Below are 14,781 nucleotides of genomic sequence, written 5' to 3' on the forward strand. Positions count from 1 at the left end.
AGCTCACGAAATGACGGTGCCACGTACCTCTATGAACCGTTTACTGACGCGCCAATGCATTCAATCTAAGCTGAAGCTCGTTTGCCCGATCCGCGGTGTGGCTCAACACGCATTCTTCTTGATTGATTGAATCCGCTGTCCCGCCGCCCGCAATCAGCGCGTTGCAATCCTTATCGCGAGCGGATATCCAAGCCCTTTCCTCGTCGTGCAGCTTCAACTGGTCGTCTGATGAAAGCTGTGTTTGAAGCTTTTTATAGGCCGCATTTCGCCGTGAGTCTTGAAACGAAGCTTCATCGCTACTGCAGTCCAGAATATTCGCGGTGACTCCACCGCTCGCGGCAACGCAGTCGTAGTAGGACTCTCTATATTTCTGAGTTTCCGTTTGAGCGCTACGGCTTTTGCTGTACGGGTTGTTCTGAGCACCATCCTGTATACGGAAGACGGGCAGGCCCACGGCATAGGAATTCGCCAGCACTGCGACCAGTGTGAGAGCTGACTTGATTTTAAACTTCTCTGTCATCGATCAAATGCCTTAAATTGGATTTCCAAAAGCGAAGTCATATTGAGTTTTCCTCGTTCAACCCGTCCCGTTTGCTTTAGCGGCTGGCCACCCAACCGTCCCCGATCTCCTCGAAGCGCACATGCGCCGCTTCAGTAGAACCCGCACTCATCTCCATAAGTGTTTCGACGCCTCTCAACGCTAGCGTCATGGCGCGCGTGTCGATGCAGGGCGAGAGTTGTAATGCATCCCGCATGAGATGGACGATGCCATGGGCGCTTTCTAACAATATGTAGGCGTCGTCCAGCAGGGCAAGCGGGTTGCCGATGGGGGCAGGGTAGTAACTGGCGTTGAGGGTGAGCCAGGCTCCCGGGGCTTTCTCTTTCATCGTTGTTCCTTTGTGCGATGAGATCGGTCGCAAACCGCGACCCTGTGCATGTGCACGCTTAGATCACGCCGTACATTGCATACGGCGTGAAGGGCTGCAGGAAAAATCCTGCAAGAACTATCGGGAAAGGACCACCCGTCTAGTCGTTTGCCCTGATTGCCCGACATCGTTTCGGGTAAACGATGGTGAAGGAATACGCTGTGCGCGCTCTGAGGCCGGGACGAAGGCAAACGAGTGCCGTATCATCGGGCTTAGCCATGATTAACTCCTCGAAGTTAGTTGTGGTTAGCGGATCGTATGGGCTCGAATCCCATGCGGTCCGCGCTACTTCACTTAGCGTCGGGCGATTCGGTATCTGAGAACGCCACGCCCGACCCGGCGACCTTCGCACGCCACCCTCCCAACGTCTGTCAGCGCGCGCTGATCAGCAAATACGGACAACACCGTTCCACGCATCGCTTTGTCTGATTAGCAATGATCGGCGATGCGCTCCGATATCGGAGCTTTGTCGCACGCCAGTCGTATGCCGACAGGGAAAAGAGGACTCGGGCTATTGTTCGCGCGCTTTTGCGCGCATTGAATGATCGCTTCAGCGATACATGCGGTGAGGCGACATGAAAAAGTTATTGATCAGCGTGCTGCTAATCGCTGCACCGTTGAGCTGCTTTGCGAACAGCAGCAATCTAGGGGTAACTGTTGTTTCGAAGAAATGCGGCGAGGCGGAGATGAGTCTGCGATGTACGGCCGTTGGCGATGGAATAGCAGACTGCCTACATCCATCACTGGTCTATAAATCGAAGGGTTCGATCAGAAAGCTACCCAACCCTAAGGGTCTCAAAGACACTTCGCCAACAAGCATCGCCTGCGTCAGGTCAAAAAATGATAACGCTGAATATTTTCATGTGATGTACGACGTTTTACCTACGGGTGCGATGTGTGTGAATGGCATCACCTTTACGATGCCAGCGGACATCTCCTGACTCAAAGTGATCCGGCCACTATCAAGGTTTCTAACGTTCCACCTGCGCAATCGATAGCCCCAAATAATCGATCTTTTGATGAACTGAGCAAAAAACTGAATCTAGGTGCGTACGAGGACGAAGACATCGTATGCGAAGGGGCACATGTCGACAGCAAAGGAAATTTACTCTGCTCTGTGAAGATCAATCGATGAGCCATTTTCCAGGGGTTTTGGATCGTCAAATGAAGTCAAGGGTAACGAAACAACCGCAGATGAAATACGCGGCGATCATTTCGATGACTTCATTACTCCCGGTTCATGCGTGTGCGGCCGCAGTACCCGGGGCGCCAATTAGCGCGAGCGCCTCGCTTGCAGAAAATGAGCTAGTTGTCGCCGCAAACGGTGCGACGCTACATATGAAAGCAAATGGCTGCAGCAGCTTTACCGACGAGATAGCCGTCTGCAACGGCCGAGTGCAGCTGACCATCATTAACTCATCTGCAAACGTCAATCAGGTGATTAGGCCAAGTGCCGTATTCATAAGCAACAAGTACACGTTGTATGCCGGCCCGTTAACGGATGGTGGAGTGCGTGGCACTTATAGTTTTTTACTAAGTGATGTTAACGGTGATGGGAATGATGACCTGGTTGTGTGGACGGGCCGGGATGGCGGATACGGTGGACCCTCGTTTGATGTGTATTTATTCAATGCCGCCGAACACAAATACGTCCACAGCCAGGCGTATTCCGATCTGACAGTTGGCAGCGCCGGGCTCTTTACCATCGAAAACGGAAAGCTTAAGACGATCGCTAAGGATGGATGCTGCACTCATATTTTTGAAACGTATCAGGTTGAATCTGATGAGCCGAAATTGGTCGAACGAGTTACGGAGAGTACTTCGGAAGGTTCGGACAAGATCAGTGTCAAAACGGAGAGATTGATTGGCGATCGGATGACGATCGTGTCAGTAGAAGAAAAAATTGGTAAGAACGGGGCGGAGGAAATTGAGTTTCATTAACTAACCACTTTCACTTTATCCGTTCCTTTAAAAATACGCGTAGACAAGGATGTGACATGAAACGTCTCATTTTCACCAGCTTATTTGCATTGTTCGCATCGACGACGACCCGTGGCGAAGATGCTGCTCCGCCAGCATCGTTGGTCGCGAAAGCTGACTCGTGTGGCGCAAAGACTGGCGCTCTGCAGGAAAAGTGTAAGCCGGGCCCCTTGGAAGCCATGTTGAGCTTACTTATCACAAAGGAAGGGGCGGCATGGTCGTCTTTCGCGGATGTTCCGGGTGTGCAATGGAGCGACAAGGCACCTGTAAAAAGTGCCGAAGTTCGCCAGATGGAGAGCTTCTATCACCGACGAGGAAAGCTTCTTCTTGCTGGATTCGGCGTTGTTGACATGCCAAATGGAAAAGTCGGTATTGATTTTGGTCTGGTGAAAGGTAATGAGGGCAATGTAGGAGTGATATTGAGCGGTGACGCCAATCAGGTCCATTCCATTTCGCTGGTGAAGTTCTATCCAAGCGAGAACTATCAGCAGATCATTCGGCAACAGCTGCTGCCCGAAGACACGATCAAGCTAATCGCCGACCATTGCATGCTGGATGGATACGGCACTTCTGAAAACACAGGGAAAAACGAATTCTATGAAGTAGGCCTTGCTGCCGGTTTTGTGTACGTAGAAGCCTCAATAGACGACGAGGACGTGTCTACCGCTAGTGCGTCATCACTTGGGTCCACGACATTTGATTTTTACCGGAGCAGGCCGACGCAGAGATTGGTAGCGATGCGTTGTCGCGAACTTTAATGCAAGAAATGCTTCGTTCGTCGCATTCACCGAATTATATCAAGGAGGAACAAAACTATGTCTGATCTGGAAGAGAAGGGTGTCTTAACTGCCGGAGTCAACACATGAAGGGCTCACAGGTCGTCAGCCTGTTAGTGCTCTCTTTCTTGGGATGTGCGTGCGAGTCAGCGACGTCAGCGTCTGGTGTTGGGCAGGTTACGCCGTCCGCGACGGCCACAGTTGCTCCAGCAGCGTCATCGGGTTCTTTAAAACCCGAGAGGCTTTCGCATTCGGTGTTGCGTGCAAAAGAGCTTGGTCCTGAGTACCAAGAAGGAATGAGCTATATGGCCTTCAGGGCGCAGCTTCTGGCAGAGGGGTGGAGCCCTGCCGGGGATTCGCCAGGCTTTCTCGATAGCATGCTTGGATCTAGATACGAGGATATATGCGCCGAGAATCCAAATTCTGCAGACGCGAAAATCTGTGCATTGAGTACGAAATTGCCAGAAGCCGTTATATGTGAATCGACGGGCAGTGGCAGTTGCTTGATGAGCTTCATCAAAGATCGCATGACCATTGACGTAAACACATCTGGCGACATTGAGAGCATTTACGACGCGCAACACAAATATGGCTTCTACGTGGACACTTGGCACATTTCCATCAAGTAATGGAGAAAAATCCTTAGGAGAGGGAGCTCATGAGCAATCCTTTTGGTGAGTTAATAGCTAGCGGGGAAGGTGGCTACAATTCGTACAATCGTGGCACCCAAGGGAATAAAATAATTCCTGCAAATCAAGAAGTGGATTTCGCACGGACAACTATTGCGGAAATTCAAAGAAGACAATCGCTTTCAAAGTCCGACCCTGATGTGCTTTTTGCCGTTGGAAGGTATCAGCTTATTCCAGGAACTTTAGATGAAGCGGTCAGTAAGTTGAATATTGATACTTCCGAGAAGTTCACACCTGAAATGCAGGATCGGCTGTTTGGGGAAGGGTTGATTCGCGAAAAGCGCCCTGAAATTTATGAATACGTTACCGGAGTCTCAGGTGCTACGTTGCACGACGCTCAAAAGGCTGCCTCTAAAGAATGGGCTAGCGTAGAGGACCCCGATACTCCCGGACACGCGTACGCAAAGTACGAAAGAATGGGAAATAGAATGAGCATCACGGCCGCGCAGGTTGCTGATGCCATTGACGAGATGAAGCTCGAATACAAAGCCGGTATCGATAAGGGATTGTCTGCAGAAGGTGCGTGGCAGGCAACCTTAAGCATGGGTCCGGGTCAGTTTGGGCCTATCGCTAAGGGGCACATCCAACATCAACGGGGGGCCACGAGTCACGTCTTACGCGAGGGTGACGACAATCCGTCAGTTGGCGAATTGCAAACTCACTTACGCGATCTCGGCTATACCGATTTGCAGGGGAATCCCCTCAAGACGGATAACAAATTTGGCGCCAGCACTCGTGGGGCAGTCGAAGCTTTCCAACGTGACCACGGCTTACGGAGCGATGGCGTGGCCGGTGACCACACATTGCGAGCCATTGATGGACAACGTGCGTTATTAGGTGTTGTTCCTGCCTTCGCTCCGGCGTTAGAAGGTCGTGATGCCGGGCGCGCGAAAGAGCCGAATTTCGCATCATCTATACATGCGTCGACGCTTCAGGACGCCATGGCCGAGACAAACCTCGCACAAAGCATCACCAAGCACAGCTCAGTTCACGACATGTTCGAGGCCATATGTCAGGCCGCCGCCAATAAAGACATGGATGCCCTTTGCGCAGTTGGCAGAGCCTATGAGAACTCGCCCGCAGGGCAAGCCTCGCTGGCGCAAGGCGCGGAACTCAATCGGCAACAGGCACACGCCCAGGCGCTGGCGGAACAACACGCTCAAGCCCAGGTTCATCACACGCAACAGCAGGCCGGTCGATCCAGATAAGGGAGGGAATATGGGACAGCAGGATGTCGAAGCGCTGGCGGTGAAGGTTGGGATGTTTGCCAGCAATCTGAAAGAACTCAGCGATCGCGTGGTGATGGAATCGCATCAGGCCACGCAGCGCATGAACCAAACAGCGCAGAGCCTGGCGCTCAGCGCGGAAAATGCAGGCAAGCAGGCAATCGAGCGCCTTCAGCAAACGGCGACTGGCGCCATTGTTGCCGGTGCTGGCGCAGCCACTAACGACATCGAACAGCGTCTTATGGCTTGCGCGGGAAAGGTCGAGCATTCGACGAATCAGCTCGACCAGCGCATCCGCACGCTGAGCATTATGCACACCGCAAACGCGTGGAAGGCATTCATTGCAGCAGCCGTCGGTTCCTTGGCGGTGATTGCTGTAGCCGTCTATGTCGTATGGCACGCACATCGGGATCTGCGGCGGGTCCAGTGGGTGGAACAAATCAATGCTGCGGAGGTGGCCGGCAAACTGGCTCCTTGTCCTGACAGCGGCATTTGTGTCTTGGTAAACAAGAAATGGGTGCGGCTGGATCAGTAGGCATCTTGAAATAGGCGCCCAAAGCACAGATCAGAGTGAGTTTTTTAAAAAAGGGACGGAGTTAGTTGAGTTGCATTAACTGCCTCCGTCTCCTTTATCTCATCATCTGAGCGGCACGGTTGTAACTGCAACGTTTGAACGATTGATCGAAATGAATGGAGTACTTATGTCTCGCTATTGGAGTTTGGCTCTTTCGCTGTTGCTCTTTTGCGCTGCCGTCCACGCTGAGACATCTCTTCGTGTTGGCAGCAAGGTATTAACACTTGGCGACAGCGCGGTGCGCGTGCAGCAGCTGTTGGGACAACCCACGGTGCGTGCCCTGAGTCACGCGCATGTTGGAGGGGTGCCGGACAATCAGTTGGTGTCGGTGGAGCAGTGGCAATACGCCCAGGACGGTAAGACGATCCTAATCACGATTCATGGCGGTAGGGTTGCCAATATTGAGACGCTCTACGAATAGAAAACAGGCGCAAAAGGGGGCGGAGGTAATTAAGTTGCGTTAACTATCTCCGTCCCCTTTTTTTGCTTATTAACTGCCTCCTCATCTTTTGCTCTCTCGAGAGAAGAAGTGATCCGCCTTGACGCTTGCCTTCCTGAGCCTCACGATTTACCTATCACATCGGCCGAATACAGGGGGCGGCCATGGAAGGAGCGTCGCGTGCGGCGTCTGCTACGACAGTAGATGCAGAACAGTTGGGCGAGGGTGCGCTCAAGCTGCCCGCACCATTTAGCTTTGCATGGCTGGAGGCGTGCATCGCTGAACACGGGCAAGGTGACAATGAGCCCCTAACAACCAAGCTAGATCGATACGCCATTCTTGGCGCGATTCTCTGCGGTGCATTAGGGGCACTTTGCGGCTTGTTATTTCGCGATCAGCTTGGTCTACGCCTAATGCAAGTTGGTCTCGTGCTGGAATGGCTTTTTGTGGCTGCGTTTCTCGTGAGCAACGTTAGGCAGGCATGGCTTGGTTATCGGCATCAATACAAAACCTCTGCGCGAGAGCTGGATGAACACTTACGGCAATACAGCACTATTGTGGATGCCGTCCGCCAATATCCACTCCCAGTTATCGCCACTCATTTGCGCTATATCCGCGACCGAAAATCCATTTTTGTTTACCGACATGGCCTGATTAGTGGCGGCATCGATAAGTTGGGCATTCTGCCCGTGCTGGTAGCGATGTACCTGCAGTTCAAAGATTGGTCCTTCGGAGATTGGAAGGGGATGCTCGACCATGTTCATTGGCTTGGCGTTGTTCTTCTAACAGCGCTGCTTATGACCTATGCCCTTTCCTGGTGGGGCGTCCGAGCGAAAGGCCGTTTTGACCTTTACGAAGCGGTGTTGGCGGAAGCGTCGGTGCGAAGCGAAGACGAGCTAACGGGGAAATAAAAACGAGAGCCAAAAAGGGGTGGAGGCAATTAGGTTACGTTGACCACCTCCGTCCTCTTTATCCGATTCTTTTTTCGTATTCAAACTTTTTACAACTGAATGTAGGTGACTTCATGAAGGCATGGCAGCTGATATGGATAGCGTCGATTGCTGCATTGAGCTTGGGCGCATGTCATCGCGGACCTACAGCATTATCGGCGGATGGCGAGACGCTTAGAGAAGGGCAAACCGTTTATCTGAAGGATGGGGGGTTGGCCTGCTTTTCAGAAGGCGAATGGCGTGAAGCGCAAGAAATGATACAAGGCGGCGGTATGCCGGCGCTCCTTGAATATACAAAAGGCGGTGCCCATTGCGGCATGCTTGAAAAAGGGGAGTCGGTAAAAATTCTAACCGTCGAGCCGGACGATGGTCATCAACTAGTTGTCGTCCACGATCAAGATGATCCATCTGCGCCGGCGCAACTTTGGATGGAAAGCAAAAGACTGACGTTGAACAAGCCATAAAAATGCAAGAAAGGGGCGGCGCACGTTTCCGAAAACCGTGCGCCGCCCCCTTTTCAATAATTGAATCCTCAAGATGGCTTCGGTTTCCAGGCGAGCCACGCCAGCGTTGCGGCCAGCAAAGTCATGATCAGCGGGAACGCTGGATTGAAAAGATCCTTGGTGTAGCAAAGGTAAGTGCCAAGACCGACGGTGCAGGTAATGATGAGCGCACCCACGGAAGTCCAGCGTGGCCACAAGATGAGCAGTGCGCCGGCCATATCGAAGACGCCACTTACATAACGGAACCATTGCCCCCAGCCGATGGCGTCGAAGAAGGGGATGGTACCCATCGTCCCGGTGATCTTTTCAATGCCGATGCCGAGGAAGGCTACGCCCAGCAGAATTCTTAGTGTCCAGGTGATGATGCGTCGTGCTTTGCCGGTCTGTGAAACCATTGCCTTCTCCTCTCGAAGTGCAGGGATCAGAGTGCGCTTTATACGCTAAAGCGGGCGGAGGTAATAAAGTGCGTTAACTACCTCCGTCCCTTTTGTTGCTTTCAATCGTAAAAGCGATTAGCACGAGCTACAAACTACCGAAACGGGGCTGGGTGTACTTTCCCGACAATGGCGAACAAAGGGGATGGAACCCATTTCCTATGGACCAATGCTTCGACATGTGGATAGATTCTTCATTAACGGGATCAGGTTCACTTACGGCGTGGTGCTTTGCTCGCAAGTGAACCAGATTCGGCTATTCAGAATTTTCACGGAGAAAATTTATGAATACAACTTGGCTGGATGAGAAGGGATGCGAAAGTGGAAACATCAAATACATATCTGAAGATTTTATTTCTCACCTTTATCATTGTTGCGTCGGTAACTATCTGCGTGGACGCACAGGACGCAATACAGGTTAAGCGAGACGCAGCAGCTGGTAGTTCGGATACTTTAGATATCGCTCAACTGCACGCTGAGAAAGAAATATGGCGAGGCTTTCTTAAGCTCGCCCTTCAAGCTAACGGCACAGTAACTGTACGAGATTTCGAAAGTGCCTTTGGAAAAAGGCCGCTATACCACGGCGGCAAGGGGCGATTTAGTTACTACAGCATCGAAAATTTTGCGACGCTAAATCCAGATATCCAGGACGCTCAAGCCACACATCACGAGCAACAGTCTTCCTTTATTACAGTGGATCTTTCTCATTCGTTGAATCGCGCTGCATGTATCTCTAGCGATACGGCTCTAAACGATCTTCGCTCAGCTGGATGGATCCTTCGCAATCACTTTCCAAAAGGACCTGAAGTGATGGATGTCAGGGAAGTAATGCCGCCGGATGCTCCTTACGGTACTTACACATTGACCAAGGGTGATCGGGGTTCCTTAACTCTTGGCTATTCATTGCGAACGAACTGCGCCGGCAAAGTTACTATGGAGTCAAGCAAAACGGCATTCGACCAAGCAAAAGGGGATGGAGGTAATTAAGTTGCGCTAACTACCTCCAGCCCCTTTATTGCTACTAAAGCCGAATAGCGCTGGTGCTATTTGTTTCGATTGAGACCGTCTGCTTGTGTTTGCCAACGATGAGTGTTCCTTTCAGTTTGCTCTTGATTGATTGACTCTTCGAGCAGGTGAAGCGGTAGTTGCCACGAGCCGATGTATAGGTGCGATACGTGTGGCCGCTGTATTGGAGCGTTACAAGCTGACCGGCAACGGGCTTACCGCTACGTGTCACCGTCCCTTGGTGAATCACTTCCATCGTCGCTGCATCGAACGGCACAAACGCGAAGGTGCCGTAGAGCTGGTCGACATAGACGGTGAAATCAAAGGATGAATAACGGTACCAGATACCGTTATTGCTGAAATCTACGCGGATAGGATATTTGAACTGGATCTTGGCTTTTCTAAAAGCTCTCGAAAAGGGCCAGAGCCTTTTTGCGCAAGAGTAATCGCCACCTCGTTTTTCTCCGCTGTCGGCCGGCTTTCCCGGCTTTGGACCTCTTTAGTGGCCGCAATTTCTTTCGATGCCCGTGTGGTCGACGGGAGGACGGGCGCTCGATACTGGAGGCGTGGGCCGAATTGCGTGAAACTTGGCGCGTACAGGGGAATTCGTCACAACCGCCACTCGCTCTCACGAGCGATTAAAGCTATGCGCCCTGCAAGTACTGACCGTTTGCGCTGGACGACGTAATAAATATGGATGCTTATTCAACGGGGGCAACATGAAAGGGTTTGTAACGAGCTATCACTTCGGCAAAAAGCTCTTAACAGCTATAGCATTGGCTGCATTAGCTGGTTCGACAAGCGTTGCGGCACAGCCTTCGCAAGGCGATGTCACTATCACGCGTAGTGCCGCAATGGTGGCCTTGCATCCAGCCGTCACCCTGCATAACGGCGAAAAGCTCGTCGGTCCGCTAGATGCATTGCAGCCCATGCACGTGGTCGTCTCTTTGAAGTTGCGCAACGAGCAACAGCTCGAACAATACATTGCCAAACCCGGCTTCAGACCACTGACGTCTGTCCAGTTCCGGATGCTGTACGCACCTACCAGGCAACAGGCTCAAGCCGTCGCCGATTACTTGACCACCGCCGGCTTCGCCAACGTAAAGGTCGGCAGCGGTAACGCGTACGTGGAAGCCGATGGTCGCGCCGATACGGCACAAGCCGCGTTTAACACGTCGTTCGTGCATGTCAAAACGCGTGACGGACACGACGCCTTCGCCAATAGCAGTGCGGTGCAAGTGCCGGCTAATTTGCAAGGTGTCGTGCGTGCGGTACTGGGCGTACAAAACGTACACAGTTTTCACGTCATGGCACGCTATTACAATCCGGCTGCCGCGCATGCCATGACGGTGCAAGCCGGGGCAACGAGCGCCGAGGTTGGGCATCAACCCTCCGACTTCCCCGTGATTTATGGCGCCAGCGGGATGCCGAACGTAACGTCCGTGCCGGTGGGCTCAATCTCGGCCGGCCCGATGACCAATGTTCTGAGCGATCTTGCTACGGTGGATCCCGGTGTCTCAGTCATGCTGAGGGGAGATACCAGTGTTGGCAGTGGAAGTGGTAGCAATAGCAACGACGTCGAATGGGATCTGGACAGCCAGAACATCATCGCCTTCACCGGCGTCAAGCAATATTATTTTTACGTTGCGGCGTCGATGTACAACCCGGAGATCGAAGCTGCCTATGCTCAGGTCGTATCGGATAATTTGCTAAAAGCCATCGATGTCTCGCTAGGCGAGTGCGAATCTGACGCTCAGATGGATGGTACGGCGGCTGCCAACGACACGACGTTTGAGCAGGGTGTTGCGCAAGGGCAAACCTTCTTTGTCTCGGCTGGCGATGCGGGTGCCAATGAATGTGAAGATGGTTCCGGTATGCCCACGATGGCGTGGCCGACAACTTCCCAATACGTAACATCGGTCGGTGGCACCGACCTTTACACCGGTCCTAACACCACTTGGCAAGATGAAACTGACTGGGACGGTTCGCAAGACGCTGACGGCGCCGGCGGCGGCGGGGTGAGCGCCTATGAAGCCATTCCGAGCTGGCAGCGTGGCGTTCCTGGCATCGTCAACCAGACCTATCGCGGTGTGCCGGATATCGCGTTTGATGCAAGCCCCAGCAGTGGAGCCCTGATAACCATTGATGGGCAGAGTAATCAGTTGGTCGGTGGCACCAGCCTATCCGCGCCACTGGCGGTGGGTATGTGGGCGCACGTTTTGCAAGCCAACGGCAGCAGCCTGGGTTTTGCCTCTCCGGTGATCTACAAGGTTGCGCAGATGTCGGAGGCCACCTATGGCACCGGCTTCCACGACATTCTCGTTGGGGACAACGGCTACTTAGGCTACAACGCGGGTGCTGGCTGGGACTATGTCAGTGGCTGGGGCAGCGTGATCGTCAACCAGTTTTCGAGCCTCGTTTCCACTCTTGATTACAGTTCGAGTTCTCCACTCGTATCGTTCGAGACATTGCCTGCGCTGCAGGTAACGACGCCCAATCCGGGAAGCACACATACACCGGGGGATTTCGATGGGAATGGAACATCCGACGTTCTGTGGTTCAATCCTTGGACCAGTCAGATTGGCATTTGGAATATGAGTTACTGGCTGTCGAGCGACTGGATGGGCGGCGGCGTCACACGCGATTCATTGGAAACGTACAACGTTACCCCGGGCTACTTCGTCGGCGCCGTGGGCGACTTTAATGGTGATGGTTACGCCGATCTGGTTTTCACGAGCGCCAATCGCGACCTATGGCTGTGGACCAACAATCAACATGGCGGATGGACGTCCACGCGCATCAACAATTCAAGTTATCCCATTCAATGGCAGCTTATCGGTGCGGGCGATATCAATGGCGACGGTCACGATGATCTGATTTGGCTGGATCCATCCGAATGCAAATTCGGGTACTGGACGATGAACGGTGCCACCGTCACCGGTTACTACACGATGAACGTCGCGTGTGGCTATTACCCGATCAGTATTGGGTATTACACGCCATCGAATCGGCTCAGTATTGTGTGGACGAGCGCCGCGAACGATCTCTACATCTGGGACAGCACAGGCAGCAACACCGGTGGCAGCATGGGCAACGGCTTCAACGCGTACAACCTGACTTCCTATTTGCCTGCGAACAGCCACATCGTATCCATCGGCGGCGGTTATGAGGGGCAGAACATGGGCGTGCAGCTATATACGCTCAGCTCCGATGGAACGTATGACAACGATCAAGGGGCAATACTTGCGCGCTCCTTCGACACTAACGACAACCAAACCAGTGTCCAATGGACCTCACTATGGACCTTCAACCAAGTTCCGACCTATTTGGGAGCAGCCGGATATGTGATCGTTGGCAATGTCTCTGGCACCCCATTCAATAACACCGGCGTTTACAACATTGATCCAGATGGCATGACCATAAGCACAGGCGGATTGCTTACTACCTACCCTTATACATCCGGAAACGCGCCCCAATTGCCACAATATTTGGGCGACAGCTGGGGTTATCCCACAGGGTGGTGGGTGGTCGGTGCGCTCTTTAATGGCACAGTTGCACCGCCGTGGAAATAAGTCTCGCCTGGAAGATGGCGATTAAAAAGCGGGATGCTAAAAAAAGGGGCAGGCTGTCGTTTTGAAGAAATACACCCCGACCTCTTTTCGATTCTCTTTGGTCGTCACGTGTTTTGATCGAATCATGTTTAACTATGGCGAAGTGCATCGCTCTGACCACGGTTCTGATTTAGGAAAAGCGGTCAGGCCCTCTGGGGCCGATGCGCGCCCGACAGCGAAACCATTGCGCACACTCCTAAAGCCACCCATCGGCACAAGTTGATCAGCACTGCGGTCGTGCGGGACGCGAACGGTCAGGTCGCGTTTTTCGCCAGGCGTGCGGAGACCTGTTTCCAGCATGTACCTTCCATTGCATACAATTTCTGTACTATTGAGAACGACTTGCGTGCGGTCTTGGCTTTCAGCGCGGATAAAGTCACCATGGAAGAGTCGACCTGATCGGGGCTGGGCTCCAACGGCCGGCAGGGAAGATCTAAACAGGGGGAAATTATGCGTTTTAGCCACTACGTGGGTAGTGCTCTCGTGTTGTGCCTGATGGGTTCGCTTGCGGCAACTGAAGTGCGAGGCCAAAGCGGCCCGGTTTTGTCTTCGTCGCCGGTCGTGTCGTTCAATACGCTACCAGTCCTGCAGCCCACGACGCCTATTCCTGGTAGCTCGCATATTCCCGACGACTTCAACGGTGACGGCACATCGGATTTGCTGTGGTTCAACCCTACGCTTAGTCAGGTGGGCTATTGGACGATGAACGCTAACGTGGCGGCCAACGTAGGTGGCAGCACGGTCACCCGGACGGGCGTCTCTACATTTAACGTCACGACTGGCTACTTCGTTGGTGCTGTGGGCGATTTCAACGGCGATGGTTATGCCGATCTGGTTTTCACCAGCCCCAATCACGACCTATGGCTATGGACCAACAATCAACACGGCGGATGGACGTCGACAAAAATCGGTAACGCCGCCTACCCCAGCCAATGGCAGCTTATTGGTGCGGGCGATGTCGATGGCGATGGTCATGATGACCTGCTTTGGCTCGACCCATCCGAGTGCAAGTTCGGTTACTGGACGATGAATGGCGCCACAGTAACGAGCACGCACACGATCAACGTTGCATGCGGTTATTACCCAGTGAGTGTCGGCTATTACTCGCCGTCCAACCGGCTTAGCATTTTGTGGACAAGTCCAGCCAACGATCTGTACATCTGGGATAGCACTGCCAGCGGATTTAAGTCTTACAACTTGACTCCGTACGTCAGTTACAACCTCACGCTGACAGGCACATGGGCGATGGGCGGTGGCACCGCCGGGGCCGACATGTTCATCGAGTCGTACGGTGGCCCGCAACCGCAATACGCGTGCGCTCAGTACTCGCGGATTTTCGACGTCAACGGCAATCAGACGGATGTCGTTAAAGATTCCTTTTGCGATGGCGGCGTTAACGGTCAGCCTGGGGTGGGCGCGTATCTGATTCAAAATAACAATTCAGGTACCACTGGTTTTTACGGTCTTGATCAAAGCAGCGATACGATAAGTACCGAAGGTTTGGTTTCCACCCAGGCCCCATTTTTCTATTCGTTCAACTCGTGGACGTTCCCAGCGGGTTGGTATCTCGTGGGTGCGCCGGCCTATGGAATCGCGGCATCACTCTCGCTACCGCCGGATATGCAGCCGTAGACGTGTAATGGAAGCCGATCAACATCGTCGCTACGC

Annotated in this window: 16 protein-coding genes; 13 read left to right on the forward strand and 3 right to left on the reverse strand. The window is 53.0% G+C overall.

Annotated elements, in window-relative coordinates; translation table 11 throughout:
• Window positions 1-40: 40 nt before the first annotated feature.
• Both EKH79_RS00350 and EKH79_RS00355 read right to left on the reverse strand, forming a co-directional pair.
• The gene (locus tag EKH79_RS00350; RefSeq protein WP_126671803.1) at window positions 41-520 is read right to left on the reverse strand and encodes a lysozyme inhibitor LprI family protein; all 480 of its coding nucleotides are present in this window, start codon (window positions 518-520) and stop codon (window positions 41-43) included.
• 76 nt (window positions 521-596) lie between these two features.
• Complete coding sequence (locus EKH79_RS00355; protein WP_126671804.1) at window positions 597-887, reverse strand: hypothetical protein; 291 nt, start codon at window positions 885-887, stop codon at window positions 597-599.
• Between the two features lie 614 nt (window positions 888-1,501).
• On the opposite strand from EKH79_RS00355, the gene EKH79_RS00360 reads away from it, so the two are divergent.
• From EKH79_RS00360 to EKH79_RS00400, 9 genes are all read left to right on the forward strand, one after another.
• On the forward strand, window positions 1,502-1,867 hold the full coding sequence (locus EKH79_RS00360) for a hypothetical protein (protein WP_126671805.1): 366 nt from the start codon (window positions 1,502-1,504) through the stop codon (window positions 1,865-1,867).
• A gap of 190 nt (window positions 1,868-2,057) precedes the next feature.
• A complete protein-coding gene (locus tag EKH79_RS00365) occupies window positions 2,058-2,867 on the forward strand; it encodes an FG-GAP repeat protein (RefSeq protein ID WP_126671806.1) in 810 nt (269 codons plus the stop codon).
• Window positions 2,868-2,923: 56 nt separating this feature from the next.
• Complete coding sequence (locus EKH79_RS00370; RefSeq protein WP_126671807.1) at window positions 2,924-3,664, forward strand: hypothetical protein; 741 nt, start codon at window positions 2,924-2,926, stop codon at window positions 3,662-3,664.
• Window positions 3,665-3,768: 104 nt separating this feature from the next.
• Window positions 3,769-4,311, forward strand: coding sequence for a hypothetical protein (locus EKH79_RS00375; RefSeq protein ID WP_126671808.1), 543 nt, complete (start codon window positions 3,769-3,771; stop codon window positions 4,309-4,311).
• 29 nt (window positions 4,312-4,340) lie between these two features.
• A complete protein-coding gene (locus tag EKH79_RS00380) occupies window positions 4,341-5,579 on the forward strand; it encodes a peptidoglycan-binding domain-containing protein (RefSeq protein ID WP_126671809.1) in 1,239 nt (412 codons plus the stop codon).
• Window positions 5,580-5,589: 10 nt separating this feature from the next.
• Window positions 5,590-6,132 (forward strand): hypothetical protein, encoded by a 543-nt coding sequence (locus EKH79_RS00385; protein WP_126671810.1) that lies wholly within the window; start codon window positions 5,590-5,592, stop codon window positions 6,130-6,132.
• A gap of 166 nt (window positions 6,133-6,298) precedes the next feature.
• Window positions 6,299-6,592 (forward strand): DUF2845 domain-containing protein, encoded by a 294-nt coding sequence (locus tag EKH79_RS00390; RefSeq protein WP_233590101.1) that lies wholly within the window; start codon window positions 6,299-6,301, stop codon window positions 6,590-6,592.
• Between the two features lie 182 nt (window positions 6,593-6,774).
• A complete protein-coding gene (locus tag EKH79_RS00395) occupies window positions 6,775-7,521 on the forward strand; it encodes a hypothetical protein (RefSeq protein WP_126671811.1) in 747 nt (248 codons plus the stop codon).
• A gap of 113 nt (window positions 7,522-7,634) precedes the next feature.
• The gene (locus EKH79_RS00400) at window positions 7,635-8,024 is read left to right on the forward strand and encodes a hypothetical protein (protein WP_126671812.1); all 390 of its coding nucleotides are present in this window, start codon (window positions 7,635-7,637) and stop codon (window positions 8,022-8,024) included.
• Between the two features lie 68 nt (window positions 8,025-8,092).
• Here the strand turns inward: EKH79_RS00400 and EKH79_RS00405 are convergent, their stop codons facing one another.
• Window positions 8,093-8,458: a DoxX family protein gene (locus tag EKH79_RS00405; protein WP_126671813.1), complete on the reverse strand. Its 366-nt coding sequence runs from the start codon at window positions 8,456-8,458 to the stop codon at window positions 8,093-8,095.
• A 360-nt stretch (window positions 8,459-8,818) separates the two neighbouring features.
• On the opposite strand from EKH79_RS00405, the gene EKH79_RS00410 reads away from it, so the two are divergent.
• The 4 genes from EKH79_RS00410 (at window position 8,819) to EKH79_RS00420 (ending at window position 14,745) form a co-directional block, all read left to right on the forward strand.
• Window positions 8,819-9,484 (forward strand): hypothetical protein, encoded by a 666-nt coding sequence (locus tag EKH79_RS00410; protein ID WP_126671814.1) that lies wholly within the window; start codon window positions 8,819-8,821, stop codon window positions 9,482-9,484.
• Between the two features lie 190 nt (window positions 9,485-9,674).
• Window positions 9,675-9,833, forward strand: a complete 159-nt coding sequence (locus tag EKH79_RS18815; RefSeq protein ID WP_158621152.1) for a hypothetical protein — start codon at window positions 9,675-9,677, stop codon at window positions 9,831-9,833.
• A gap of 388 nt (window positions 9,834-10,221) precedes the next feature.
• Window positions 10,222-13,074, forward strand: coding sequence for a protease pro-enzyme activation domain-containing protein (locus EKH79_RS00415; protein ID WP_126671815.1), 2,853 nt, complete (start codon window positions 10,222-10,224; stop codon window positions 13,072-13,074).
• Window positions 13,075-13,563: 489 nt separating this feature from the next.
• On the forward strand, window positions 13,564-14,745 hold the full coding sequence (locus EKH79_RS00420) for an FG-GAP repeat domain-containing protein (RefSeq protein WP_126671816.1): 1,182 nt from the start codon (window positions 13,564-13,566) through the stop codon (window positions 14,743-14,745).
• Window positions 14,746-14,781 lie beyond the last annotated feature (36 nt).

The sequence above is a fragment of the Dyella dinghuensis genome (assembly GCF_003977615.1).
In the GTDB taxonomy this organism is placed as follows: domain Bacteria; phylum Pseudomonadota; class Gammaproteobacteria; order Xanthomonadales; family Rhodanobacteraceae; genus Dyella_B; species Dyella_B dinghuensis.

Coding starts and splice junctions, on each gene's coding strand:
- EKH79_RS00350 (WP_126671803.1), bottom strand. CDS start 520: ATGACAGAGAAGTTTAAAATCAAGTCAGCTCTCACACTGGTCGCAGTG.
- EKH79_RS00355 (WP_126671804.1), bottom strand. CDS start 887: ATGAAAGAGAAAGCCCCGGGAGCCTGGCTCACCCTCAACGCCAGTTAC.
- EKH79_RS00360 (WP_126671805.1), top strand. CDS start 1,502: ATGAAAAAGTTATTGATCAGCGTGCTGCTAATCGCTGCACCGTTGAGC.
- EKH79_RS00365 (WP_126671806.1), top strand. CDS start 2,058: ATGAGCCATTTTCCAGGGGTTTTGGATCGTCAAATGAAGTCAAGGGTA.
- EKH79_RS00370 (WP_126671807.1), top strand. CDS start 2,924: ATGAAACGTCTCATTTTCACCAGCTTATTTGCATTGTTCGCATCGACG.
- EKH79_RS00375 (WP_126671808.1), top strand. CDS start 3,769: ATGAAGGGCTCACAGGTCGTCAGCCTGTTAGTGCTCTCTTTCTTGGGA.
- EKH79_RS00380 (WP_126671809.1), top strand. CDS start 4,341: ATGAGCAATCCTTTTGGTGAGTTAATAGCTAGCGGGGAAGGTGGCTAC.
- EKH79_RS00385 (WP_126671810.1), top strand. CDS start 5,590: ATGGGACAGCAGGATGTCGAAGCGCTGGCGGTGAAGGTTGGGATGTTT.
- EKH79_RS00390 (WP_233590101.1), top strand. CDS start 6,299: ATGTCTCGCTATTGGAGTTTGGCTCTTTCGCTGTTGCTCTTTTGCGCT.
- EKH79_RS00395 (WP_126671811.1), top strand. CDS start 6,775: ATGGAAGGAGCGTCGCGTGCGGCGTCTGCTACGACAGTAGATGCAGAA.
- EKH79_RS00400 (WP_126671812.1), top strand. CDS start 7,635: ATGAAGGCATGGCAGCTGATATGGATAGCGTCGATTGCTGCATTGAGC.
- EKH79_RS00405 (WP_126671813.1), bottom strand. CDS start 8,458: ATGGTTTCACAGACCGGCAAAGCACGACGCATCATCACCTGGACACTA.
- EKH79_RS00415 (WP_126671815.1), top strand. CDS start 10,222: ATGAAAGGGTTTGTAACGAGCTATCACTTCGGCAAAAAGCTCTTAACA.
- EKH79_RS00420 (WP_126671816.1), top strand. CDS start 13,564: ATGCGTTTTAGCCACTACGTGGGTAGTGCTCTCGTGTTGTGCCTGATG.